This is a genomic window from Streptomyces sp. TAA204 (genome assembly GCF_000424965.1).
This window is the reverse complement of sequence record NZ_AUKW01000009.1, coordinates 1-25,055: the sequence shown is the minus strand read 5'-3', so window position 1 is coordinate 25,055 and position 25,055 is coordinate 1. Positions and strand designations below refer to the sequence as shown.

The following is a 25,055-nucleotide window of genomic DNA, read 5'->3' as shown; positions in this document are numbered from 1 at the left end:
CCCGCCCGGCGGGAACACCGCCGCACGGCGAAGGTCCCGGGAGGCGGCGGGCCTCCCGGGACCTTCGGTCGTATCGCGCGGCGCACCGGCCGTGGCCGGGGCGCCGGATGCGCGGGTCAGGCGGTGACCTGGTCGGCCTCCTCCGAGTCCGAGAGGGCGTTGCCGTTCGGCGCCGACTCCCAGTCGGCTTCCTCGGCGGTCTCCTGCGCTTCCGTCTCACGCTGGCCCGGGATCTCCTCCGTGCGGCGTGCGACGCGCTCGTTGCGCTCCTCGGTCGCCCTGCACAGATCGAGAGCGGCCTGGTTGAAGCGCGTCATCGACGGCGGCTCGGACGGACCGAGCAGGTGGACCTTCAGCTCCGCGCGGGCCCCGGCCAGCGTGTCCTTGGCCGGATCGCGCACCGACTCCAGCAGGGCGGGGATCTCCCCGGCCTCCGGGGAGAGGACCGCGGCGGCCCGTACGGTCGGGAGGCCGGCCCTGAACTCCTCCTCGCTCAGTCCGCTGGTGTTGGCGACCGCGTACGGCTTCTCACTCGTGAGCCAGTCCGAGACGACCGAGGAGACGTCGGAGATGAGGAGGTCGGCCTGGTTGAAGCAGCTGTAGATCGACGGGCGGGGGCCGGTGACGATCTGGTGCTCCCACTCCGGGAACGACTCCCAGAACGCGTCCTCCCAGGCGGCGGTGGCCTCCGTGACGCGCGCCGCACGGTCCTTCTCCGGGGTGGACTGGAGCATCATCTTCTCCACCTCGTCCGCGCCCTTGCGGAAGGCGGTGGTGGTCAGCTCGTCCAGCTCGCGCGTGCGCCGCTCCAGCTCCGCGGCGGCCTCGGGGCCCGGACGCGCGCCGCTGCGCCGGGAGTTGGCCTCGATGATCATCGCCTGGATGCGGGCGTCGGCGAGAGCCGCGCGGGGGTCGACGGAGCCGGTCATCGGGTGCGGTTTGTACAGCAGCCGCACCCCGGGGTCGTCCAGGAGAGCGCGGACGATGTTCTCGCCGGCCAGGATGACCGAGGTGTTGCCCGGGTCGTTGGTCCAGCCCTCCCAGGTGGGGGCGTACAGCACGGTCGTGTACGCACCCCGCGGCGCGCCCGTGTACGGCTTGATGGGGGAGAGCTGCGGGCGCCCGACCTCGACGACGTCGCGGTCGTCGACGCCGATGTCGGCGAGCTGGTAGCGCTCGCGGGCGGCGGGGCCCGCGACCCAGACCTCGTCGTAGGCCTTGGCGTAGGGGTTGCAGGAGGAGAGCTTGTCGCTCTCGCCGTGGTTGATGAAGGCGTGCTTGACGGTGGGGATGCGCAGCACCTGCGAGGTCTTGCCGGAGTTCGCCGGGTGCAGCATCACCTTCAGCGTCGAGTGCTCCAGGTGCATCAGGTGCGAGACCTTCGGGATGCAGACGATCGGCACGTCCGTCGCCTCGATCTTCTGCACCATGAAGCGCTCGCGCAGCACGATGACGGGACGCCCCTCCAGCTCGGCGAGCGTCGAGAGCCACATGTTCGCCTGGTAGGCCGAGGTGGTGCCGCCGGAGAAGTACATACCGACGGTCGGCTTGTACTTCGCCAGCCACTTGTCGAGCCACGCCAGGGCCTGCTGCTCGTTCGCGTGCCGCTTCTTCGGCAGCATCCACGTGCCCAGGTAGAGGGCGCCGCCCAGCGACAGCAGCAGACTCAGACCCACGCCCACGATGCCCCAGATCTCGGCGGACAGGCCCGCGGTCAGCATCAGCCCCACCGTGCCCGGGATGGAGAAACGCAGCAGACGGCGGCTGGGCTGCCGGGCGAGGAGACGGGGCGGCGAGATGGTCAGGCGCAGCTTGGAGGCGTCGATGTTGCGCGTGAGGATCGGCAGCGTACGGCTGCGGCGCACCAGCTGGGCGACGGCCTGGCACAGGAAGTGCGCGGCGTAGGCGGCGAGCAGGAGAAGAGTGAGGGGGCGCTCGATGTCCGGCGGGACGTCCGGAATGCGCACCAGGCCGATGACGACGAGCATGTCGCGGAGAAGCTGGCGCGTGGTGACGTCGAAGCGGACCTTGCCGAGCAGCGCCAGCAGACCGGGCTGCCGGTGCGTGAGGTACAGGTCGAGCACGAGACCCGCCACGGAGGCGACGATGAAGACGGGCACGTTCGGGAGCAGCGCACCCGCGAGCTGTGCGGCGTAGAACACCGTCAGCGCGAGCAGCGCCGTGAGCTGGACGGCGCGTCGGAGGGAGAGACCGGCAGAGGGCACGGGCTGGGCTCCTGGCAGGAGGTTGAGGGTCGGTGAGGGTGAACCGGCCGGTGGGGTGGCGGCCGAGGACGACCACTGACCGTATGCCGGGCACGGGGCTGGTGACAATCTGCGTCGGAGTGTCCCGCGGTGATACGAGGACAAAGGTCATTATCCCCACCCGTCCACTGGCCGGAACGGATGAGCGGGGTGGATCGGCCTGCCGTAGATTGCGCAGGCGACAGCGCACGCGCACACGCACGGGCATGAACGGAATCGTACGTGTGTGAAGGAAGCGGAAGAAGGAACAGGCGGGCGGCGGGACGTGAGCGGTACGGCAGCGGGCGGGGCCAGCAGCGCGCGGAGGGGTGCACGGGAGGATGTCGCCGGTGCCCGGCGCGTCGTCGTCAAGGTCGGCTCCTCCTCCCTCACCACGGCTGCCGGCGGCCTGGACGCCGACCGGGTCGACGCGCTCGTGGACGTACTGGCCAAGCACGCCGGGCCTGCGGGCGGCGGGACAGGCCCCCAGCGGGAGGTCGTGCTCGTCTCCTCCGGCGCCATCGCCGCCGGGCTCGCACCGCTGGGCCTGCCCCGGCGGCCCCGTGACCTGGCACGGCAGCAGGCAGCCGCCAGCGTCGGGCAGGGCTTGCTCGTCGCCCGCTACACCGCTTCGTTCGCGCGGTACGGGCGCCGCGTCGGCCAGGTGCTGCTGACCTCGGACGACACCAGCCGCCGCGCCCACTACCGCAACGCCTACCGCACGCTGGAACAGCTCCTGGCCATGGGCGCCGTCCCCGTCGTCAACGAGAACGACACCGTCGCCACCGAGGAGATCCGTTTCGGTGACAACGACCGGCTCGCCGCCCTGGTCGCCCACCTCGTACGGGCCGACCTGCTGGTCCTCCTCTCCGACGTGGACGGCCTCTACGACGGCGACCCGAGCGCCCCCGGCACGACCCGCATCGAGGAGGTCGCCTCGCCGCAGGACCTGGCGGACGTCGAGATCGGCAGCGCCGGCAGGGCGGGTGTCGGCACCGGCGGCATGGTGACCAAGGTGGAGGCCGCACGCATCGCAGCCGCCGCCGGTGTCCCGGTGGTGCTCACCTCCGCCTCGCACGCGGCCGACGCCCTCGCCGGGCGCGGGACCGGCACGTACTTCCACCGCACGGGCCGCCGCGCCGCCGGCCGTCTGCTGTGGCTCGCGCACGCGTCGACGCCGCGCGGGGCGCTCACTCTCGACGACGGCGCGGTACGGGCGGTGGTCCAGCGGCGCACCTCGCTGCTGGCGGCCGGTATCGCCCGCGTCGAGGGCGACTTCGCGGCGGGCGATCCGGTCGAGCTGCGCGACGGGCGCGGCGTGGCCGTGGCACGCGGACTCGTCAACTTCGACGCGAAAGAGATCCCCCAGTTGCTGGGACGCTCGACGCCGGACCTCGCCCGGGAGCTGGGACCGGAGTACGAGCGGGAGATCGTCCACCGGGACGACCTGGTGCTGCTCGACGCCTGACCGGCGCCTGAACGGAACATGACGCGGGGCCTGAGCTGCGGCTGGGCCGTGTGCCGTGCCGCGACGGGGCCGGCCGCGGGTGTTACCGCCGGTGCGCGGCGGGTCGTGAATGGTTTGTGCAGACGGCGAGGGACACGTGCCGGAGCGGTCACCGGGCGGAGTAAAAGACCAGCCTTTCCATGGACACCTTCCGGAAAACGGCCACGCGGTCGGCTCCGGACTGGTCAACTTTGTCCTGGGGGTCGTGAGGTGGGGGAGCGACGTCCCGGAACAGCAGAACCCCACCGGACGAGGAGGCCGCCCGTGAGACGACTGGCCAGCGTCGACACCGCACAGCGGGCCGAACCCAATGCCGAGACCGGGACGGACCGGCGCGAGAGTTCCCGCCTGTGGCACGTCACCCTGAGCGTCGCGGGCGCGGAGGCACCGCTCAAGGAGGTCCGGCGAGCGCTCGAACAGCTCGCGTACGACCATCCTTTCCTTCTGAACAGCCGGTACGCGAACGATCACGCGGAGATCCGCTACTGGGAGGAGGCGCGCGACCTGCACGACGCCGCCGCCGTCGCGCTGCGCCTGTGGGGTGAGCACCGGGTGTCGGCCAAGCTGCCGCCGTGGGAGATCGTCGGCCTGGAGGTCGTCGGCCGCAGGACGTACCAGCAGCGCGTCGCCGAGGGCTACGGGCCGCCCTCCGCCGCGTCGATCGGCGTCCACCCCTTCTAGCTAGGCCCGTGCACGTGCACGCGGGCCGGGTGCGTCTCCGCGTACGGACGGCACGCGGGCGGCACAGGGACGGAGTACGGACCCGCGGGCCTACGGGCCCACCGTGCCCGCGTCGTGGGCGATCAGGCCGGCCTGGGTGCGGTTCACGCATCCCAGCTTGTCCAGGAGCCGTGACACGTAGCCCTTGATGGTGGCCTCCGAGAGGTGGAGCCGCGCGGCGATCCGTGCGTTGGACAGTCCCTCGCCGAGGCAGGCCAGCACCTCCGCCTCGCGCTCGGTGAGCGATCCGACGAGCTTCCGCGCGCGTTCACGCGAGGTGAGGCTGTCGGACGACGCGGCGACAAGCCGGCGGGCGGCGGCGGGGGAGAGCACCGTGTGACCTTCCGCGGCCACCCGCACGAGCCCGATCAGGTCCTCCGGGGGCGTCGATTTGACGAGGAATCCCGACGCTCCGGCACGCAGGGCGCGCAGCACGTACTGGTCCCCGTCGAACGTCGTGAGCACCACGACGGCAGGCGGGTCGGCGAACTTGTTGATGCGCTCGATCGCGGTGAGACCGTCCATGCCGGGCATGCGCAGGTCCATCAGGACCACGTCGGGGCAGGCCCGTACGACTGCCTCTACGCCCGCCGCTCCGTCGTGCGCCTCGTCCACGACTTCGACGTCCTCGGCGGAACCCAGGATCGTCCGCAGAAAGCGGCACACCATCGGCTCGTCGTCCACGACCACCACTCGCACAGTGCGCGCCACGCCTACACCGCCGGCTGCGCGGTCGGCTCCGTCGGCTGCGCGGTCGGCGCTCCGGGGGCGGACGGCACGGCGGGTGCCGTCGGTGCGGGCGGCACGGTCGGTACGTACGCCGGCAGCACGGCCTCGACGGTGAACCCGCCCTCCGGGGTCCTCCCGGAGTGCAGCGTTCCCCGCACCAGCTCCACGCGCTGCCTGAGGTGGGCGAGGCCCAGACCCGAGCCCGTACGCGCCAGAGCGGTGTCGGCGGTACCGGCCGCCGTGCCGGTGGCACCGGGCGGCGGGGTGTTGCGCACGGCCACCCGTACCCGCGTCTCCCCGTACTCGGCCCGTACGGTCACCCGCGCGCCGGGCGCGTGCTTGCGCACATTGGTCAGGGCCTCCCGGACGATGCGGTACGCCGTGCGTCCGACCACCGGCGAGGCGAGCGCCCGGTCCCCCTCCTCGACCAGCACGGCAGGCGTCCCCACCGCCGTCGACTCCGCGACCAGTTCCGCGAATCCCGCCACCGACGGCGTCTCGTCCCCCTCCGGGGCGGTGCGCAGGATGCCCACCAGGTCCCGCAGTTCCTCCAGCGCCTGGCAGCCCGCCGCACGCAGCTCCTCGGCGGCCTGCCGGGTCACCTCGTCGGCCGCCGTCATCCGCAGGGCACCGGCCTGCAGCGCCATCAGACTCACCCTGTGCGTCACCACGTCGTGCATCTCCGCGGCCAGCCGCGCCCGTTCCTCGGCGCGGGCCTGCTCGGCGAGCAGATGGCGCTCCCGTTCGGCTCGCTCCGCGCGTTCCGTCAGCGCCTGGACGAGCTGCCTGCGGGCGTCGAAGTACAGGGCCAGCAGCGGTCCGGCGGCGGTGCGCAGGACCCCGATCGTGATGACCGTGGCCGACGGCTCCCACGGCCGCGCGATGACGAGGGTGAAGGCGGCCAGCGCGATGTAGGCCGTGCGCCGGTCCTGCCGGTACAGGACCGGACTGTAGGCCGCCAGCGCGGTCGAGAAGGGAGCCCACACGTGGTGCCCGTTCGCCGGACTCAGCGCCCCGAGCGGCCAGATGAGCAGGGTCACCGCGAGCGTGAAGACTCCCAGGACGGCCACGACGGTCAGAGGTGCGCGGCGCCGGAGGACAAGCGAGGAACACGCGAGCGCCTGCGCGCCCAGCAGCGCCCAGGCGAGCGGGCCGGGCCGGTCCGGCCACCACGACGTACCCAGCAGCGTCGTGACCGTGTCCAGAGCCACGAAGAAGACCGCGAGCGACACGTCCACGGCGAGCCGGCGCTTGCGGAGACACGGTCTGTAAGTCATGCCGGACACGGTATGTCAGCTTCGCCCGGGTGGAGTTCGATGAGGAACGACCGGAGGGACAGGACCCTACGAAAGTCGTACGCCGCTTCCGGCGGTGCGACCTTCGTCGTCCGCGGAGCAGACCGCGGGCCCTGTTCCTGTGCGTGCGTACCGCTGTGTACTGAAGCGCATGGAGAGACATGCGCAGAGACGACGAGAGACGGTGCGGGCGGAACTCCGGCCCGGCCGCTACGAGATCGACGCCGGCACTTCTTCCGTCACCTTCACCACCCGGCACGTGTTCGGACTGCTGCCGGTGCGCGGCAGCTTCGCGATCAGGTCGGGGACGGTCGAACTGGCCGACCCCCTCGGGGATTCACGTGTTCACGCGGAGATCGACGTGGCGAGTTTCGGGACGGGCAACCACCGGCGCGACGGCGTCGTGCGCTCGGAGACCTATCTCGACGCCGACCGGTACCCCGTCATGACCTTCGCCGCCGACCGCGTCGGGGAGTCGGCGGTCACCGGCACGCTCACCGTGTGCGGCGTCACCAGACCGGTGACCTTGTCCGTCGAGCACGCCGCCGCCTCGGACAGGGGGTTCACCGTACGCGCCGTGACGCGCGTCGACCGTACGGAGTTCGGAGTGACCGCCGCCCCGGGCATGACCGGCCGCCACCTGGACGTGGTGCTGGAGGTGGAGTGCGTGCGGGGCTGAGAGCTTCCCGGGCGGGAGGCAGGACGGCCGGTTGCGGGGGGACCGGCCGTCCCGCCTCCCGCCCGGGTGCGGACGGCCCGGCAGCGGGACCGCCGGCGTCGCTAAGCTCGGGGGCATGAGCAGCGCACAGCAGACCTCGCCCGTCATCGAGACCGCCCACCGTGCCAAGGAGGCCGCGGCCGAACTGGCTCCGCTGCCCAGCACCGTCCGCGACGCGGCGCTGCTCGCCATCGCGGACGCGCTCACCGCCCGCACGGACGAGATCGTCGCCGCCAACGCCGTCGACGTCGACAGGGCGCGCGCCTCCGGCACCGCGGAGGCGGTCGTGGACCGGCTCACCCTCACAGCGGAGCGCATCGCAGCCATCGCCTCGGACGTACGGGACGTGGTGGCACTCCCCGACCCCGTCGGAGAGGTCGTACGGGGATCGACCCTGCCGGGCGGCCTCGACCTGCGCCAGGTCCGTGTGCCCCTCGGCGTCGTCGGCATCATCTACGAGGCACGCCCCAACGTCACCGTCGACGCCGCCGCCCTGTGCCTGAAGTCCGGCAACGCCGTGCTGCTGCGCGGCTCCTCCTCCGCGTACGCCTCCAACGGCGCCCTCGTGGGCGTCCTGCGCGACGCCGTCGAGTCGGCCGGGCTGCCCGCCGACGCCGTGCAGCTCGTGCCGGGTGAGAGCAGGGAGAGCGTGCGGGAGCTGATGCGGGCCCGCGGTCTGGTCGATGTGCTGATCCCGCGCGGAGGGGCCTCCCTGATCAAGTCCGTGGTCGAGGGGTCCGCCGTTCCCGTCATCGAGACCGGTGTCGGCAACTGCCATGTGTACGTGGACGAGAGCGCCGACATCGACATGGCCCTCGGCATCCTCGTCAACTCCAAGGCGCAGCGTCCCAGCGTCTGCAACGCCGCCGAGACCGTCCTCGTGCACGCCGGGATCGCCGAGGAGTTCCTGCCGCGCGCGGTGCGGGCGCTGGCGGAGGCCGGGGTGACCGTGCACGGCGACGAGGCGTGGCAGAAGGCGAGCGCGGACGTCGTGGCGGCGACCGGGGAGGACTGGGGCACCGAGTACCTCTCGTACGACATCGCAGCCGCCGTCGTGCCGTCCCTGGACGCGGCCGTACGGCACATCCGTGAGTGGACCTCCGGCCACACCGAGGCGATCGTCACCCGCGACACCGCCGCGGCCCGCCGTTTCACGGCTCTGGTCGACTCCACCGCCGTGATGGTCAACGCGTCCACCCGTTTCACGGACGGCAGCCAGTTCGGATTCGGCGCGGAGATCGGCATCTCGACGCAGAAGCTGCACGCGCGCGGTCCGATGGGCCTGCCGGAGCTGACCTCGACGAAGTACGTGGTCACGGGTGACGGGCACATCCGCGGCTGAGGCACGGCGTCCGCACGCCCGTCCGCCGATTTGATGGAATCCGACTACTCCCTGCCCTTATTGACCGCATAGGTCTACGCTGAACAGCGTGCCGGACGACGTGGGGGGCCAGCCGTTCCCGAACGGCGAGGAGCCCGAGTACCGCCACCACGGGGCCGCGGACGACGAGTTCGCCTCCGTGGTCTTCGACGAGGACTTCGTGCGGTCAGCCGCGGTCCACGAACCCACCGCGGTCGAACGCATATTGGCGGCCGCGCAGTCGCACGCCGAGAGCGAGACTGCCCGCGGCTTCGAGGACGGCTACGGGTACGGGCCGGGCGCCGAGAGCGAGTTCGACCTCGACGCCGAGGAACTGGACGAGGACGATCCGGAGAACGAGGGCCGCTTCGACCGGTCCGACTACACGGAGTACGTGGACCTCGCCGACGGTGACGAGTACGGGCCCTACGACTCGTACGACTCCTACGGTCCCTACAGCACATACGGCTACAACCACTACGGCCCGTACAGCACCTACGGAGACGGCGGGCAGTACGAGAGCCAGTTCCGCCAGTACAACCAGTACGAGCACTACAGCCAGTTCGGCATGTACCGCCGCTACGACCCCCGCTTCGAACTGGGCGAGGAGCACGGCTCCGACTACCGCCGCCGCGAGGACGGCCTGAGCGGCAGGTCCGGGAAGCACAGCGCGGCCGCGCGCACATACCGCGGCCACGTCCGCTGGCAGCGGCCGGTCGCCTGGGTGCTGGCGGTGGTGATGGGCATCGGCATGGTCGCTCTCGCGCTCAGCGCCGTCTACCGCGGCACCTCCCAGCAGCGGCAGGACCCCGCCCCTCCACCCGCGACGACGGGCGTGGAGTCCTCCGCGAGCGACCGCAACGGGGCGAGGGGCGGCACGCCGCCGTCACCGTCCGGGGCGTCCTCGGCCGAGGCGGGCGCGCCGAGTCTCTCCGCGCAGCCGCAGCGGGGCTGAGCGGCGGCGCACGCGCACGCGCGACGCCACGCAGGGTGCGCCACCACCCGAACAGTGCCCCGGCTCGCCGTGCGGGTCGGCGGGTCGGCGGGTCGTGCCGCTGCCGCAGGCCGTGCAGGGCGCCGCCCCGCGGACCGGGCGTCCCCGCTGTGTGGACCATCAGGCCCATCCGTGGGCTCACTCCAGCGGACATAGCCTGACATCACGGGCGGATACGGCGTCCAGCAGGTCCCCGGGAGAGGTGACGCGCCATGCTGAGAGAGCAGAGGGCCGCCTCGGCGGTGGCCGCCGAGCGTGCGATGGCGGAGCGGCTGCGCTCGACGCTGCACGGCAGGGTGATCGACCGCGCGCATCCCGACTACGCCGAGGCACGCACCGTGTGGAACGGGCTCATCGACCGGCACCCCGCCGTGATCGCCCAGTGCGCCGGAACGGCGGACGTGGCCGAGGCGGTCGCCGCCGCCCGCGAGTACCGTCCCGTCGTCAGCATCCGCGGCGGCGGCCACCAGGTCGCGGGCAGCGCTGTCTGCGACGACGGACTGGTGATCGACCTGTCGCGCATGAAGGGCGTCCACGTCGACCCCGAAGCCCGTACGGCACGCGCCCAGGCCGGTGTGGTGTGGGGTGAACTCGACCGGGAGACCCAGCTCTGCGCACTCGCCACGCCCGGAGGCGAGGTGTCGGTCACCGGCATCTCCGGTCTCACCCTCGGCGGCGGCCTCGGACTGCTGATGCGCGCGTACGGACTCAGCTGCGACAACCTGCGGTCGGTCGAGATCGTCACCGCCGACGGCGCCGTGCGTAACGCGAGCCGGGACGAGGAGCCCGAGCTGTTCTGGGCGGTACGCGGCGGAGGCCGGGGCATGGGCGTCGTCACCTCGCTCGACTTCGCCCTGCACCCGCTCGGGCCCGAGGTCTCCATGGCGCAGATCCTCTACCCGTACGAGGAGGCGGAGACGGTGCTGCGTGCCTTCCGCGACGCCGCAGCGGCCATGCCCCGCACGGTCACGCCCGAACTCGCCCTGTGGAGCGTCCCCCCTGACCCGGCGATCCCCGAGGAGATGCACGGCTCGAAGGTCGTCGTCGCCGCCGGCGTGTACGCCGGACCGGCCGGCGGCCCCGCGGCGACAACCGCACTGGCGCCTCTGAAAGAGCTGGGCACGCCGCTGGCGGACCTGAGCGGACAGGTGCCTTACACCGCGGTGCAGAGCGCACAGGACGAGATGTTCCCCGACGGTGGCCGCTACTACATGAAGTCGCACTTCATGGACGACCTCGGCGACGAAGCCGTCGCGGCCCTGCTCGCCGAGGACGCCCTGAGGCCGACCCCGCAGAGCCTGATCGTGCTGCGCACCCTCGGCGGCGCCGTCGCGGACGTCCCCACGGACGACAGCGCGTACGCCCACCGGTCCGCCCGGTTCAACCTGAGCATCGACGCCTCCTGGGACGACCCCGCGCTCGACGAGGGCGCGGTCGCCTGGGCGCGTTCCGCCTGGGAGGCGATGCTTCCCTTCGCCAACGGCGGCACCTACGTCAACTTCGCCGGACTGGACGAGGAGTCCGAGGCGCTGCGCCCCGCCGCCTTCGGCTCCCACGAACGCCGTCTGGAGCGCGTCCGTGTCCGCTACGACCCCGACGGCCTCTTCACCGCCGCCGCGCGCCGCCCCTGAGGCCCGTCCCCGCGGGCGAGTCAATCCTCGACACCGGCTGAGGAGTTGCACGCCGAGTTGCGCGCGCACCAAGGCGTTCGTGCGAGGCCGGGCGCCCCTACCCTGTACCTATGGCCGGGCGAGGCAATCCCCCCGAGGGAACACCCGACGACGCCTCAGGGGGCGACGACGAACACCGGGACGACTACCGTTCCGTCGTCTTCGACGAGTCGTTCATCAAGGCTGCGCAGCTCCAGGAGTTCTCCGCGCAGGAGCGCATGGAGGACGAGGAGCACGCCGCCGTACGCGACCGCGCCCCCACGCCCTCCGCCGCCGGCCACGACACGGACGAGGAGGAAAGCGGCACCGCACCCGTCTACGAACGGGGCACCATCACCGCGTCCCGGCAGGGCATGGTGCTGGTGCTGCTGATCGTCCTCGCCTTCGGCACCGCGATCTACATGGGCATCCGCAACCCGTACCAGACCCCGGCCGGGCCGCCCGTGGAGCCGATGCGCAGCTCGCTGCTGCCTCTGGCACCCAAGGACGCGGTGCCGGGTGCGACACCCGCCGACCTCTACGAGCACAGTCCGGCGGCCGAGTTCCGCACCGGCGCGGACGGTGTGACGCTGCCGCCCGCGCGCCGCACCGCGCATTTCTCCGAGAGCCAGGTCCTCGCGGCACTGACGGCCGCCAAGGACTACGTCGTGGAGAGCTCCCTCGACCCGGCGGTGCTCAGCGGCAACTCCGACCGGACAGTACGGATCATGCTCGACCCCGCACAGCACAGACAGTTCGACCGGAGCATCAAGAACCCGCGCAACGACGGCCGGTACGCCGCGACCGGCTGGATGGTCCGCTTCGATCCGTCGCGGACCGCGCTGGCCGACCACCGTGTGCGCGTGAACGGCACACTGAACGTGCAGGAGTCGGGCCCGGACGCCATGGAGGTCGTGGCGGACCACGTGTTCGTCTACGCGGTGCGCGCCCCCGACGCCGCGGAGGAGGAACAGGCCGAGAAGCGCTCGTCCCTGTTCACCGTGCGGCGCGAGGTGCGCTTCCAGATCGACCGTGATGATCTGCGCAGACAGCAGCTCAGCGTGCGCCAGGTCTCGACACGCACCGGGCCCGTGCCCTGTTCCGCCGACCAGTCGGCAGCGCTGTCGCCTCTCCTCGCGGGCGAGGAGGCCAAGGACGACGGGCCGGCCGGCACCGACCCCTACGCGAGGGGACGGGCGGCGGCCTCCGCGTGCGGAGTTCTCTCGGCGGGCGCGCAGCCGAGCCCGCCCGGCTCATCCGGATAGGCTCTGCCCGTCTGCCCGTCTGCCCGTCTGCCCGTCTGCCCGTCTGCCCGGCGGACGTCCGGACGTCCGCCGGGCAGACGGGCAGACGGCCGGACGGCCGGGCGGCAGACGGGACAGCGGGTCAGGCGGAGCCGCTGCCTGTGCTGCCTCCGCGACGGTCGTCCCCGCTGCCGTTCGCGGTGTCCGCTCCGCCCGTGCTGCCGCTGCCGGAGCCGGCCCTTCCGGAGAAGGTGTCGCGCAGCCGGCCGCCCAGGTCGCCGGCGCCTCCGGCGATGTCGCGGACCAGACCCATCAGCGGGTCCTTGCTGTTCTTGACGGTGTCCGAGTAGTGGTTCGCCGACTCCCGGATGGAGTCGGCGACGGAGGTCTCCTTGTCGTCCTCGCGCCGGTCGTAGTGACCGTCCATGATCCGCTGGTAGTCGCGGCTCTCGGCCCACTTCTTCAGCTCGGCGGCGCGCACCGTGGTGAAGGGGTGGCTGCGCGGCAGCACGTTCATGATCTTGAGCACGGAGTCGCGCAGGTCCCCGCCGGCCTCGTACTCCTCGGCCTGGGCGAGGAAGGCGTCGACGTTCATCTCGTGCAGGTGGTTGCCGCCCGCCAGCTTCATCAGGCCGCGCATCGACGCCCGCAGGTCCTGCCCCACGAGCAGCCCCGCACGGTCGGCCGAGAGCTCGGACTTGCGGAACCACTCGCGCAGCGCCGTCACGATGGCCATGATCGCGACGTTGCCGAGCGGGATCCAGGCGACCTTGAGGGCGAGATTCGTCAGGAACAGCAGGATCGTGCGGTAGACGGAGTGCCCGGACAGCGCGTGGCCCACCTCGTGGCCGACGACGGCCCGCATCTCCTCCTCGTCGAGGAGTTCGACGAGACCCGTGGTGACCACGATGATCGGCTCGTCGAGTCCGATGCACATGGCGTTCGGCTGCGGGTCCTGGTTGACGTACATCGGCGGGACCTTCTCCAGGTCCAGTATGTAACAGGCGTCCCGCAGCATCGCGTTGAGATGTGCGAACTGCTCGTCGCTGACGCGCACCGAGTTGGCGAGGAAGAGCAGGCGAAGGCTGCGCTCGGTCAGCAGTCCGCTCAGTGCCTTGAAGACCGCGTCGAAACCGCTCAGCTTGCGCAGTGCCACGAGGGCCGAACGGTCGGCGGGATGTTCGTAGGCCCGGGAGGAGATCCCGGGGAAGCGGCGCCGGTCGCGGCTGGGCAGCCGCTCGGTGCCACCTGTGCTGTCGCTCATCGGACTTCCCCTGTCGCTACTTCACCGTGTGCCGGTGGAATGGGTTTCAGCCTAGGCGCTCGGGGCCGGAGAGCTCCGGCGCGAACGCGTCCGGTGCAAATCCCGGACGTGTTGGAGACGTTGCGGGGCCCGGGGAAGGTTGCGTGAAGGACGAGTCGGCGTGAGCCCCGGCGAGGGCCCTGCTTACGATGTGGCTGCGCAACCGAACTGTCCGGCCCACACGTGGATAGGTCCCGCCGACGATGACTCTCTCCAGCACCGCCCATCACGCCGTCACCACCCTGGCCTCCGAGGGTGGCGGGCACGGAGGCGAGCACAACGCCGCCCTGCCCTACCTCACCGGCGGAGGAGCCCTGCTCGCCCTGCTGCTCCTGCTGTGGATCACGACCAGGTTCAACCGGGACCGCTGACCGTCACGGATTCTCCACGGGCCGCGGGTGGTACGGCGGACGGGGAATCCACGGGATTCTCAAGATAGAGTCGGCACGCATGGGAGAGCACATAGTGCCCGGCACCGGCAAGCGGCGGCTGGGCGTGATGGGCGGGACCTTCGACCCGATCCACCACGGCCACCTGGTTGCCGCGAGCGAGGTGGCCACGCGGTTCCACCTCGACGAGGTCGTCTTCGTCCCGACGGGGCAGCCGTGGCAGAAGAGCCACCAGAAGGTCTCGCCCGCCGAGGACCGCTATCTGATGACGGTCATCGCCACGGCCTCCAATCCGCAGTTCTCGGTCAGCCGCATCGACATCGACCGCGGCGGCCGTACGTACACCATCGACACCCTGCGTGACCTGCGGGCCGCGAACCCGGACACCGACCTCTTCTTCATCACCGGCGCGGACGCGCTCGCCCAGATCCTCGGCTGGCGGGACGCCGACGAACTCTTCGCCCTCGCGCACTTCATCGGCGTCACCCGGCCGGGACACGCTCTGACAGACCCGGGACTGCCGGTCGGCGGGGTGTCGCTGATCGAGGTGCCCGCGCTGGCCATCTCCTCGACGGACTGCCGCGAAAGAGTGGGCAGGGGCGATCCCGTCTGGTATCTGGTGCCCGACGGTGTCGTGCGCTACATCAACAAGCGGGGGCTGTACGGGGAGGACGGGGAGGAGGAGCCGCAGACGTGAACGAGCGCCACGGGTACGACGCGTACGGCCAGCAGCAGTCCGAGCAGCCCCGATTCCTGGGCTACGACGAGTACGGACAACCGGTCTACGGATACGCGGAGAACGAGAACAGCCCGTACGCGCCGCAGGCGGAGGCGTACGGACAGCACTCCGCGCAGTACCCCCCGCACCACACCGGACAGCAGGAGCAGCAGGGGTACCAGTACGACCAGCACAGCCAGTACGACCCGTACGGACAGCACTCCGCGCAGCAGTCACAGCAACCGGCCCAGCAACCGGCCCGGCAACGGGCAGAGCAGCCGGTACAGCAGCAGACTCAGCACAGCGAGTGGATTCCGCAGCAGGCCGCGACGCCCCAGCAGGAGCAGTACGGGCAGGGCGGGCCCGGACAGTTCGACGAGCGCGGGCCGTTCCCCGAGGGCCCGCCGGCTCCGGCGGCCGGAAGCCCGGCCGGAAGCCCGGCCGGGGGAAGCGGACAGGGCGAGGACCCCGGATACCGCACCGAGCAGTTCGCCTTTGTCGAGGAGCCGACGGACGACTCCGAAGACGTCATCGACTGGCTGAAGTTCAGCGAGAGCCGCACCGAGCGCCGCGAAGAGGCCAAGCGCCGCGGCCGCAACCGCGTGGTCGCCCTCGTCGTCGTCCTCGCGATGGTGGCGGTGGGCGGCGTCGGCTACCTCTGGTACGCGGGCAAGCTTCCCGGTCTCGGGGAGAAGAGCGGCGGCGCGGCCACGGCGGCCGGCCAGCAGCGCGACGTCATCGTCGTCCATCTGCGCTCCCTGGACGGCGGCGGCAGCTCCACGGCCCTGCTCGTGGACAACGCCGACGCCGAGCGGGGCAACACCGTGCTGCTGCCGAACTCGCTGGCTGTCTCCTCCGAGGACGGCAGCACGACGACCCTCGGCAAGTCGGTCGAGGACGAGGGCGCGGCCCCCACCCGTGAGTCGCTCGGCACCCTCCTCGGTGCCGACATCAAGGGCAGCTGGCGCCTGGACACCCCGTACCTGGAGAACCTCGTCGAGCTGGTCGGCGGCATCAAGCTCGACGCGAACGCCACCGTGCCGGGGGAGAAGAAGGGCGAGGAGCCCCTGGTGAAGCGGGGCCGGGCCCAGACGCTCGACGGCCGGGCCGCGGTCGCGTACGCCACCCACAGGGGCCGGGGAGAGCCGCAGACGCGGCAGCTGCAGCGCTTCGGAGAGGTGATGCAGCAGACCCTGCGGAAGCTCTCCAGCGATGCCAAGGCGGCGACCCGGACGGTGGAGACGCTCGGACAGATCCTCGATCCCTCCCTGCCGGAGCCGGAGCTCGGCGCGTCACTGGCGAAGCTCGCCGGCCAGGCCAGGAGCGGCTCGTACGAGACCCAGCTGCTGCCGGTCCGGGCCAACGGCACGCTCAGCGAGCGGGTGAGCGACGGCATGGTGAAGCAGGTGCTCGGCGGGACGGTCAAGAACACCGACCCGGACGCGGCGCCGCGGGTGAAGGTGATCAACGCGAGCGGAGACCGCGGCAGCGACGACGCTGCGTCGGCGGCCATCGTCAACGGCGGCGACACCGTCGTCGGCGGCGGCGCGGGCGAGAGGGTGCAGGCGCGCTCCGTCGTGACGTACGCCGACGCCGGGCAGCGCGACAAGGCCCAGGAGGTCGCCAAGACCCTCGGACTCCCGGACAGCGCCGTGCGCAAGGGCGAGGAAGCGGCGAACGCCGACGTGACCGTCGTACTGGGCAAGGACTACACGGGGTGAGAACCTCCGGCCCGGCGTGAGATCCTGGTTCCTGAAAAGCACACCCGACCGCTGCTTCCGATTCGAGAGCCTCGCCTGTGACCGTTACGGACCGTTCCACAGAGCTGATCAACGCCGCCGCCCAGGCCGCCGCCGACAAGCTCGCGCACGACATCGTCGCCTACGACGTGAGCGACGTCCTCGCCATCACCGACGCGTTCCTGCTGGCCTCCGCGCCCAACGACCGGCAGGTCAAAGCCATCGTCGACGAGGTCGAGGAGCGTCTGCTCAAGGAGCTGGGCGCCAAGCCCGTGCGCCGCGAGGGCGAGCGCGACGGGCGATGGGTGCTGCTGGACTACGTGGACATCGTCGTGCACGTGCAGCACAGCGAGGAACGGGTCTTCTACGCGCTGGAGCGCCTCTGGAAGGACTGCCCCGAGCTGCAACTGCCCGAGGACGCGAAGGCGACCCGGGGCAAGGGCCGTGAGCACGCCGAGCGCGAAGGGGACGGCGACGCGCACGAGCACGCGGTGGAGCGGGACGGAAGCGAAGGCATCCGATGACGCAGCAGGGTGCCGCCCCTGCGCGCCGGGACCGCCGCGTCGTGCTGTGGCGGCACGGGCAGACAGCCTGGAACCTGGAGCGCCGCTTCCAGGGCTCCACCGACATCGAGCTGACCTCGGCGGGCCTCGAACAGGCACGCCGCGCGGCACGGCTGCTGGCGGCGCTCCGTCCGGACGCGATCATCGCCTCCGACCTGATGCGGACCGCCGCCACGGCTGCGGAGCTCGCAGAGATCACCGGTCTCGACGTGACCCACGACGAAGCGCTGCGTGAGACGTACGCGGGACAGTGGCAGGGCCTGACCCACGAAGAGATCGTCGAACGCTTCGGCGAGCAGTACGCCGCGTGGAAGCGGGGCGAACCCGTACGGCGCGGCGGCGGCGAACTGGAGACCGAGGTCGCCGAACGGGCGGCGCCCGTCGTGGAACGCAGCGTGGAGAAGCTCCCGCCCGGAGGGACGCTGGTCGTCGTCAGCCACGGCGGCACCATCCGCACCACGATCGGACGGTTGCTGGGTCTGGAGCCGCGCACCTGGGAGTCGCTCGGCGGACTCTCCAACTGCTGCTGGTCCGTGCTGGGCGAGGGCGCTCGCGGCTGGCGGCTGCTGGAGCACAACGCCGGCACCCTGCCCCAGCCGGTGCTGGGCGACGACGACTGAGGGACCGCTGCGCCGGGTGCGCGGGGCGGGGAGTGGTTGATTTCCCATCCGGCCTGGTCGCCGGTTAAGATCCTCTCGTTCACGGCGCCGAAGGCCGTAACAGCGCGGGGCTATAGCTCAGTTGGTAGAGCGCTTGCATGGCATGCAAGAGGTCAGGAGTTCGATTCTCCTTAGCTCCACCGGGCCGTCATTGCACGGACACCATTTCTGGTGGCCCTGACCAGCGATCTTCCGCGGGTCAGGGCCTTTTTTGCGCCCCGTGTCAGTGCGTCGAGGCCCCGTCCCGGTCGGCCTGCGAGATGAACCCCGCCCTGGCTCCCGCCGCTGCATCCCGCTCTGCGAGCCCTGATCGAACTGCTCGGCCCGATGCCTACGGCGTACGGCCTCACGACTCATGGACGCTCCCGTGGCAGGGCGCCGGCCGCCGGGGTCGTCGCCGCGCCGGGCGGGGGCCCGGTGCCGTGGCAGCAGCGGACGAAACCCAGCTGTTGTAAACGAGTCATTGACAGGAGCTCCGGTCGTGGGCAATCTCATGTGCACGCGCTGGGCTAAACGATTAGCCATTGCGATATCCACTACTTTGGGCAGGGGTAATGGCACGCCGGACCGGGATCAAGGACGTGGCTGCGGCGGCGGGTGTGTCGACCGCGACCGTGTCGCACATCCTGAACGGCGTCGAGGGCAAGCGGGCCAGCGCCGAGACCCGGCAGCGCGTCCTGAAGGTCGCCGAGGAACTCGGGTACGCGCCGAACGGCCTCGCCCGGGGGCTCAGGCTGAAGCGGTCGCAGACCATCGGCTTCGTCAGCGACGAGATCGCCACCACCCCCCACGCCGGCCGGATGATCCTCGGCGCCCAGGAGGCCGCCGCGAACGAGGGCCTGGTGCTGCTGCTGGTCAACACGAGCGGCGATGCCGAACTGGAGCGCACGAGCATCGAGATGCTGCTCCAGCGGCAGGTGGACGGCGTGCTGTACGCGTCGATGTACCACAGGATCGTGCGCGTGCCGGAGATCATGGGCCCGACGCCCACCGTGCTGCTGGACGCGCGCTCCGACGACCCCGCCGTCCTCTCCGTGGTGCCCGACGAGGTCCAGGGCGGGTACACGGCGGTGCGCGAGCTGACCGACCACGGGCACCGCAGGATCGGCGTGATCGTGCAGACCTTCGACGTCCCCGCTCGGCAGGGCCGCTTGGAGGGCTACCACAAGGCACTCGCCGACGTAGGCGTGTCCCACGACCCCTCACTTGTCGCCGCCGAGACGGCGGTGCCCTTCGGGACGACCGCCGGTGACGTGGGCGCGGGCTACCGGGCCGCGCGGCGTCTGCTGACGGCGGAGCAGCGTCCGACGGCGTTGTTCTGCTTCAACGACCGGATGGCCGCCGGTGCTTACCGGGCCGCCGCCGAGTTGGGACTCTCCATCCCCGGTGATCTGTCGGTCATCGGGTTCGACAACCAGGAGTTGGTCTGCGAGACCGTCCACCCCGCGCTGAGCACGGTCCAGCTGCCGCACTACGAGATGGGGGCACGGGCCGTGGCCCGGTTGCTCGCGCTCACCGGAACACCGGGCCGGCCACCGGGCCCGGACACCCAGCAGATGCTGCATTGCCCGCTGGTGGCGCGGGCATCGGTCGCTCCGCCGCCCCGACTCTGACACCGGGACGGCGAAGCTTTTCGCACCAAGACAGGCGACCGTCGCAACCGGTCGTCATCCCTGTCAGCACTTTGAACAACTGTGAGGGTACACAAATGGCCGCTGAGACCTTCCATGAGACGTCGAACCGGCGCAGCCGGCCGACGTCCGGCACCCCCGTGGACGTGCGCGGGCCGGTCCGCGTGACTTCGTGTCACTTCCCCGACGCCGCGGCCTCCCCGGCGCGGGAGCACTGAGCCCCGCGCTCCTCGCCGACCGGCGTCGGCGCTTCACCAGGCTTCCCGCACTTCGCCTCGGCATCCCGCCGAGACCGCTTCCGTCGCCATGCCACGGGGGCATGCGGCGAGCGCCGGTGGAAGCCGCCTTCATCGAGCCCACGAGGGGATCGTGGCGGGCTCCGTCCCGTGACCGTCCCGCGTCCCCCTGGCACATACCGAAAGGCACGTGTGTCCACTGCACCCCGTGATCGGTACCGGCCCGTCGCGCATCTGCGTCCGCCCCGGAACTGGATCAACGACCCCAACGGGCTGGTCTTCCATGACGGCCATTACCACGTCTGCTACCAGTACAACCCCTACGGCGCGACCCACGCGAACGTGCACTGGGGACACTTCCGCAGCTCCGACCTGCTGAGCTGGGAGCCCCTGCCGATCGCCCTCTCCCCGGTCCCGGACGGCGAGGACGCCGACGGCTGTTTCTCCGGCAACGCCGTCTCCGACGGCGACCGGCTCGTCGCTTTCTACTCCGCGCACCGCGAGGACCGCTCGCCCCAGCATCAGCCGGTCACCACCGCCACGTCCCGCGACAGCGGCCGGACGTTCACTCCGCGGGGCGGACTCGTCATCCCCGCATGGCCCGAGGGCTGCACCATGTACCGGGACCCGTACGTCTGGTGGGAAGACGGCGGCTGGCGGATGCTCGTCGGCTCCGCCCTCGGGGACGGCCGCGGCGCGGCCCTGCTTTACGAGTCTGGCGACCTGGAGCACTGGACATACCGGGGGCCCTTCGAAGCCCGCGAGCCGGAGCCGGTCGGCGGCACCGGGCTGAACACCGGCGAGGGCTGGGAGTGTCCCCAGTACCTTCCCGCGCAGTCGGGACGGCCCGGTGCCCTCATCTTCAGCGCGTGGGACGATCACGGCGGCGCACGATGCGTCACTGCCCTGGTCGGCGAGGAGCGCGGCAACGTCCTCGCGGCCGGATCGCCGGTCCTCGTGGACCACGGACCGGACTGTTACGCACCCGCGCTGCTGCGTGCGCCCGGGGGCCCCTCCCACGCCGAAGGCAGTGGGGGAGGCAGATGGCTGCTGTGGGGCTGGTCCTGGGAGGCCCGCGAGGAAGCCTGGTCGGTCGCCGACGGATGGGCCGGCGTGCTGACCCTTCCCCGGGAGATATCCGTCAGCGCCGACGGCACGCTGCGACAGCAGCCCGCTCCCGAACTGCTCGGCCTGCGCGGCGAGCACCTCGTCCATGCCGAGGGCACGGTCCGCGGCCCTGAGCCGGTCGAACTCGGCAGTGCGGGCCGCGCATTCGACCTGACGGCCCGTCTGGAGACGACCGGGACGGCGGGCCTGCGGCTGCTCACCGGCGCGGACGGGTCCGAGTACCTCGACATCCGCCTCGATGCCGCCGCGGGTGAACTGGTCGTCGACCGCGACCACGCCTCGCTCGACGCCCGCGCCCGCGGTGGCTCGTTCGTGATGCCCTGCCCGACCGGTCAGCCGGTCGAACTGCGCCTGGTCGTCGACCACTCCATGGCCGAAGTCTTCCTGACCTCCACCGGCCAGGTACTCACCCTGCGCTTCTACCCGACGGGGGACGGCCCGTGGCGGATGCAGGCCCGCACCGGGCCTGACACGCGCCTCGGTTACGCGGTCGACGCCTGGGAGCTGCTGCCCCTCGTGATCCGCGAGCAGGGGGACGACACCGAACTGCCGCAAGGGCGGCCCACATGACCGTTCCGTCGCACACGTGGCCGTCAGGCCGGTGCCGACCCCGAATCCCCACAACGCACATCCACACCATCCACCCTCACCCGCACCACATACCGGAGGCACCCACCATGAACGTCGGCAGTACAAGATCCCGCCGGACGGCCTGTACGGCCCTGGCGCTCGCCCTTCCGCTCGCGGCACTCGCCGCCTGTGGCGGAGGCGGCGGCACAGGCAGCACCTCCGCCGAGAAGGGCAGCGGCACGGGCACCATCAAGGTCTGGGCCCACCAGGGTCAGACCGGCGAGGCCGCCGCCCTCCAGAACGCGGTGAAGACCTTCAACTCCTCGCAGAAGAAGATCAAAGTCAAGCTGACGCTGATCCCCGACAACGACTACACCAAGACCATCACCACCACCGACGCCTCCAAGCTCCCGGACGTGATGGAGTTCGACGGCCCGACCATGGCGAACTTCGTCTACAACCAGAAGCTCGCCCCGATCGACGACCACGTCTCCGCCAAGACCCTGGCCAACGCCACGGACGCCATCAAGGCGCAGGGCCGGGCAGACGGCAAGCAGTACGGGCTGGGCATGTACGACTCAGGGCTCGGCATATACGGCAACAAGAAACTGCTGGACGAGGCCGGAGTGAAGTACCCCACCGGTCTGTCCGATGCCTGGACCGCCGATCAGTTTACCGACGCCGTGAAGAAGCTGGCAGCCGAGGACGCCGACGGCAAGAGCCTGGACCTGCAGGAGAACAGCGGCCTCGCCACCGAGTGGGGCACCTACGGCTTCGCCCCGGCCGTCTGGTCGGCCGGCGGCTCCCTGCTGAAGGACGGCAAGGCCGAAGGCGCCGTGGACACACCGGCCGTGGTGTCGGCAATGGAGACCTTCCGCTCCTGGAAGACCTACGTCGACCCCAACACCGGCGGCAACGCCTTCGCCAAGGAGCGCGTGGCGCTGAGCTGGGTCGGCCACTGGATGTACCCCGACTACAGCAAGGCCCTCGACAAGGATCTCGTCGTGCTGCCGCTGCCCGACTTCGGCAACGGCCCCAAGACCGGCCAGGGTTCCTGGGCCTGGGGCATCGGTGCCAACACCAAGAACGGCAAGGCCGCGGGCGCCTTCCTCGACTCCCTCCTGAACGACACCAACGTCGCCGCGATGACCAAGGCGAACGGTGCTCCTCCCGGCACCCGGTCCGCGCTTGCCAAGAGTGAGCTGTACAAGAAGGGCGGCCCGTTGCAGCTCTTCGCCGACCAGCTCGCCAAGCCCTGCGGTGACAGCGACATCGACAAGTCCTGCGTCGCCGTGACCCGTCCGGTCACCGGCGGATACCCCACGGTCACCGCCAAGTTCAGCCAGGCGGTGAGCGACGTCTACGGCGGCGCCGACCCGAAGACCGCCCTGGCCAAGGCCGCCCGCGCCATCGACCAGGACTTCTCGGACAACCAGGGTTACAAGCTGCCGTAGCCGCATCCATCGGCCGGGAGGGCCGGACGCCGACGGTGTCCGGCCCTCCCGGCCGGGAAGAGGACTCCCACCGTGACCACCGTGAACCCCGCACCCGCCGCGCCTGACGGGCGGGAGCCGAGCCCACCACCGAGTTCCGTCAAGCCCGTACGGTCCGGGCGCCGCCACCGCGAATGGGTGCACGGACTGCTGATGTCCGCCCCCGCACTCGGCGGACTGATCGCCTTCGTCGGCGTGCCGTTCGTCTACGCCGTCTTCCTCTCCTTCCACAACGTGCTGCTCGGTTCACCGCTCGCGCCCCGCTTCTTCGGCCTGGAGCAGTACCGGCGGATCTTCACCGACCCCGACCTGTCCGGCCCCTTCCTGCGGGCCCTGCTCAACAACCTGACCTTCGCGGTGGCCGTCGTCCCCCTGCAGACCGCCCTCGCCCTGGGCCTGGCCATCCTGCTGAACCGCAAGCTCAAGGCCATCGGCCTCTTCAGGTCCCTGTTCTTCATGCCGGTCGTCTTCCCCATGGCACTGGTCGCCGTCATCTGGCGCCTCATCCTCGCCCGCAGCGACCAGGGCATGCTCAACTCCGCGCTGCACGCGTTGAGTTTCGGCAACTGGGGCGCCTTCGACTGGCTCGGCGACGCCGCCACCGCCATGGCCTCGATCATCGTGCTGTCCATCTGGCAGGGCGTCGGCTTCCAGATGGTCATCCTGCTCGCCGGCCTCCAGCAGATCCCCGGAGAACTCTATGAGGCCGCCCAACTCGACCGGGCATCCCGCTGGCAGCAGTTCCGCCACGTCACCCTGCCCGGAATCCGCGGCACCCTCGTCTTCGTCGCCATGCTCACCTCGGTGCTGGCCTTCCGCGTCTTCGACCAGGTCTACGTCCTCGTCAAGGGCGGCGGACTCAACGAGGACGCCACCCGCACCGTGATGTACCAGGCCGTCACCACGGCCTTCGACCAGAACAACATCGGCCAGGCGTCCGCGATCACCATCGTCTTCTTCCTGATCGTCGTCGCCCTGACCCTCATCCAGCGCCGCGTCGTCCGCCCCGGCAACGAGGACTGATCATGACCCGCACACCCCTGCGCCGCTTCCTCGACTACACCGTCCTGAGCGTGCTGGCCTTCATCTTCATCCTGCCCGCCCTCTATCTGATCCTCGGCAGCTTCAAGCCCTCCGACCAGGTGCTGGGCGGCCTGTCCGGTTTCCTGCCCACCGACCTGTCCTTCGACAACTATGCCGCCGTCCTGGACAACTTCGACTCGGACGCCACCGGCTACTTCTGGCGCTTCATGGGCATCTCACTGCTCCTGGCCACCGTCGTGGTCCTCGGCGGCCTGATCGTCAACTCCATGGCCGCCTACGGCCTCACCCGGCTGCGCTGGCGAGGCCAGGGCACCGTCTTCACGCTCGTCCTGCTGCTGATGCTGGTGCCGTTCGAAGCGGTCGCGGTCCCGTTGTTCTACATGTTCAACGGGCAGCGCAACACTATCTTCATCCAGGCCATCCCCTTCATCGCCTACGCCTTCTCCGTCTACCAGTTCGCCACCTTCTTCCGCGGCATCCCGCGCAGCATCGAGGAGGCGGCCCGCATCGACGGTGCCGGCCCGTGGCGCACGTTCTTCGCGATCATCGTCCCCATGAGCAAGCCGGCGTTCGCGTCGGTCGCGATCCTCACGTTCCTCATCCAGTGGGGCTCCTTCCTGTGGCCGGTCCTGATGGTCTCCGACCCCTCGGTGCGGCCGCTGCCCCTGGCGATAAGCGTCTTCCAGGGCCAGCAGCCCGTGGACTGGGGCCAGATCCTCGCCTTCGGCGTGCTGCTGGTACTTCCTGTCCTGCTCGTCTTCGCGTTCTTCCAGCGATGGTTCGTCCAGGGGGTCGCCAGCTCCGCCGTCAAGGGCTAGCTGTATTGCCTCGTGAGGTTGGGGACGCGGCTGGCGGGTGGTTGGCCGCCGAGCGCGGTGTGTGCGCGGTGGTGATTGTAGGTGTGCAGCCAGTTGGGGAAGGCGTCGCGTCGTTGGGTCTCGGAGCGGTAAGGCCGGGCGTAGGCCCACTCCTCCAGCAGGGTGCGGTTGAGACGTTCGACCTTGCCGTTCGTCTGGGGCCGGTAGGCGCGAGTGCGCTTGTGCGTGATCCCGGCCGCGGCCAGCGTGTCGCGCCACAGACGGGACTTGTAGCAGGCGCCGTTATCGGTGAGCACGCGTTCGAC

Annotated in this window: 22 protein-coding genes and 1 tRNA gene; 18 read left to right on the top strand and 5 right to left on the bottom strand. The window is 70.9% G+C overall.

The window, feature by feature from the left end; genetic code table 11:
- Nucleotides 1-116: 116 nt before the first annotated feature.
- Entirely contained in the window at nt 117-2,225 is a 2,109-nt protein-coding gene (locus H343_RS30715; RefSeq protein ID WP_037903830.1) for a hypothetical protein, read from the bottom strand.
- A 304-nt stretch (nt 2,226-2,529) separates the two neighbouring features.
- On the opposite strand from H343_RS30715, the gene proB reads away from it, so the two are divergent.
- Together proB and H343_RS0114760 are read left to right on the top strand one after the other, a co-directional pair.
- Entirely contained in the window at nt 2,530-3,711 is a 1,182-nt protein-coding gene (gene proB, locus H343_RS30710) for a glutamate 5-kinase (RefSeq protein ID WP_051265263.1), read from the top strand.
- 303 nt (nt 3,712-4,014) lie between these two features.
- Nucleotides 4,015-4,431 carry a hypothetical protein gene (locus H343_RS0114760; RefSeq protein WP_028431785.1) on the top strand — a complete coding sequence of 139 codons (417 nt, stop codon included), beginning with the start codon at nt 4,015-4,017 and terminating at the stop codon, nt 4,429-4,431.
- A 90-nt stretch (nt 4,432-4,521) separates the two neighbouring features.
- Here the strand turns inward: H343_RS0114760 and H343_RS0114755 are convergent, their stop codons facing one another.
- Together H343_RS0114755 and H343_RS30705 are read right to left on the bottom strand one after the other, a co-directional pair.
- Nucleotides 4,522-5,139: a response regulator transcription factor gene (locus tag H343_RS0114755; protein ID WP_037903907.1), complete on the bottom strand. Its 618-nt coding sequence runs from the start codon at nt 5,137-5,139 to the stop codon at nt 4,522-4,524.
- A 44-nt stretch (nt 5,140-5,183) separates the two neighbouring features.
- Entirely contained in the window at nt 5,184-6,476 is a 1,293-nt protein-coding gene (locus H343_RS30705) for a histidine kinase (protein WP_078505720.1), read from the bottom strand.
- Nucleotides 6,477-6,645: 169 nt separating this feature from the next.
- Here H343_RS30705 and H343_RS0114745 point away from each other — a divergent pair, with 169 nt between their 5' ends.
- The 5 genes from H343_RS0114745 to H343_RS0114725 all read left to right on the top strand — a co-directional run bounded on the left by H343_RS0114745 (nt 6,646) and on the right by H343_RS0114725 (nt 12,480).
- Nucleotides 6,646-7,173: a YceI family protein gene (locus H343_RS0114745; RefSeq protein WP_051265337.1), complete on the top strand. Its 528-nt coding sequence runs from the start codon at nt 6,646-6,648 to the stop codon at nt 7,171-7,173.
- A gap of 115 nt (nt 7,174-7,288) precedes the next feature.
- The gene (locus tag H343_RS0114740) at nt 7,289-8,554 is read left to right on the top strand and encodes a glutamate-5-semialdehyde dehydrogenase (RefSeq protein WP_028431782.1); all 1,266 of its coding nucleotides are present in this window, start codon (nt 7,289-7,291) and stop codon (nt 8,552-8,554) included.
- Between the two features lie 88 nt (nt 8,555-8,642).
- Complete coding sequence (locus H343_RS35920; RefSeq protein ID WP_028431781.1) at nt 8,643-9,527, top strand: SCO2584 family spore wall biosynthesis protein; 885 nt, start codon at nt 8,643-8,645, stop codon at nt 9,525-9,527.
- A gap of 251 nt (nt 9,528-9,778) precedes the next feature.
- Entirely contained in the window at nt 9,779-11,197 is a 1,419-nt protein-coding gene (locus H343_RS0114730; RefSeq protein WP_028431780.1) for an FAD-binding protein, read from the top strand.
- A 110-nt stretch (nt 11,198-11,307) separates the two neighbouring features.
- Nucleotides 11,308-12,480, top strand: a complete 1,173-nt coding sequence (locus tag H343_RS0114725) for an SCO2583 family membrane protein (RefSeq protein WP_028431779.1) — start codon at nt 11,308-11,310, stop codon at nt 12,478-12,480.
- A gap of 121 nt (nt 12,481-12,601) precedes the next feature.
- Here the strand turns inward: H343_RS0114725 and H343_RS0114720 are convergent, their stop codons facing one another.
- Nucleotides 12,602-13,723 (bottom strand): M48 family metallopeptidase, encoded by a 1,122-nt coding sequence (locus H343_RS0114720; protein WP_028431778.1) that lies wholly within the window; start codon nt 13,721-13,723, stop codon nt 12,602-12,604.
- Nucleotides 13,724-13,965: 242 nt separating this feature from the next.
- Here H343_RS0114720 and H343_RS35580 point away from each other — a divergent pair, with 242 nt between their 5' ends.
- The 11 genes from H343_RS35580 (at nt 13,966) to H343_RS0114665 (ending at nt 24,750) form a co-directional block, all read left to right on the top strand.
- Nucleotides 13,966-14,133 (top strand): hypothetical protein, encoded by a 168-nt coding sequence (locus H343_RS35580; protein ID WP_037903827.1) that lies wholly within the window; start codon nt 13,966-13,968, stop codon nt 14,131-14,133.
- A gap of 79 nt (nt 14,134-14,212) precedes the next feature.
- Complete coding sequence (gene nadD / locus H343_RS0114710; protein ID WP_028431777.1) at nt 14,213-14,848, top strand: nicotinate-nucleotide adenylyltransferase; 636 nt, start codon at nt 14,213-14,215, stop codon at nt 14,846-14,848.
- Nucleotides 14,845-16,590, top strand: coding sequence for an LCP family protein (locus H343_RS0114705; protein WP_028431776.1), 1,746 nt, complete (start codon nt 14,845-14,847; stop codon nt 16,588-16,590). The genes nadD and H343_RS0114705 overlap by 4 nt, the downstream gene beginning before the upstream one ends.
- Before the next feature lie 77 nt (nt 16,591-16,667).
- Nucleotides 16,668-17,132: a ribosome silencing factor gene (gene rsfS / locus H343_RS0114700; protein ID WP_028431775.1), complete on the top strand. Its 465-nt coding sequence runs from the start codon at nt 16,668-16,670 to the stop codon at nt 17,130-17,132.
- Complete coding sequence (locus H343_RS0114695) at nt 17,129-17,791, top strand: histidine phosphatase family protein (protein ID WP_028431774.1); 663 nt, start codon at nt 17,129-17,131, stop codon at nt 17,789-17,791. Before rsfS ends, H343_RS0114695 begins: the two co-directional genes overlap by 4 nt.
- 106 nt (nt 17,792-17,897) lie before the next feature.
- Nucleotides 17,898-17,970, top strand: a tRNA-Ala gene (locus tag H343_RS0114690).
- Between the two features lie 414 nt (nt 17,971-18,384).
- A complete protein-coding gene (locus tag H343_RS0114685; RefSeq protein WP_028431773.1) occupies nt 18,385-19,443 on the top strand; it encodes a LacI family DNA-binding transcriptional regulator in 1,059 nt (352 codons plus the stop codon).
- A gap of 446 nt (nt 19,444-19,889) precedes the next feature.
- Nucleotides 19,890-21,395: a glycoside hydrolase family 32 protein gene (locus H343_RS0114680; RefSeq protein WP_028431772.1), complete on the top strand. Its 1,506-nt coding sequence runs from the start codon at nt 19,890-19,892 to the stop codon at nt 21,393-21,395.
- 107 nt (nt 21,396-21,502) lie between these two features.
- Complete coding sequence (locus H343_RS0114675; protein ID WP_028431771.1) at nt 21,503-22,849, top strand: ABC transporter substrate-binding protein; 1,347 nt, start codon at nt 21,503-21,505, stop codon at nt 22,847-22,849.
- 72 nt (nt 22,850-22,921) lie between these two features.
- The gene (locus H343_RS0114670; RefSeq protein ID WP_028431770.1) at nt 22,922-23,911 is read left to right on the top strand and encodes a carbohydrate ABC transporter permease; all 990 of its coding nucleotides are present in this window, start codon (nt 22,922-22,924) and stop codon (nt 23,909-23,911) included.
- A gap of 2 nt (nt 23,912-23,913) precedes the next feature.
- The gene (locus H343_RS0114665) at nt 23,914-24,750 is read left to right on the top strand and encodes a carbohydrate ABC transporter permease (protein ID WP_028431769.1); all 837 of its coding nucleotides are present in this window, start codon (nt 23,914-23,916) and stop codon (nt 24,748-24,750) included.
- On the opposite strand, the gene H343_RS0114660 is transcribed toward H343_RS0114665, so the two are convergent.
- The coding region (locus tag H343_RS0114660; protein ID WP_028431768.1) for an integrase core domain-containing protein at nt 24,747-25,055 on the bottom strand (309 nt) is incomplete at its 5' end. The two genes, H343_RS0114665 and H343_RS0114660, sit on opposite strands and share 4 nt — an antisense overlap.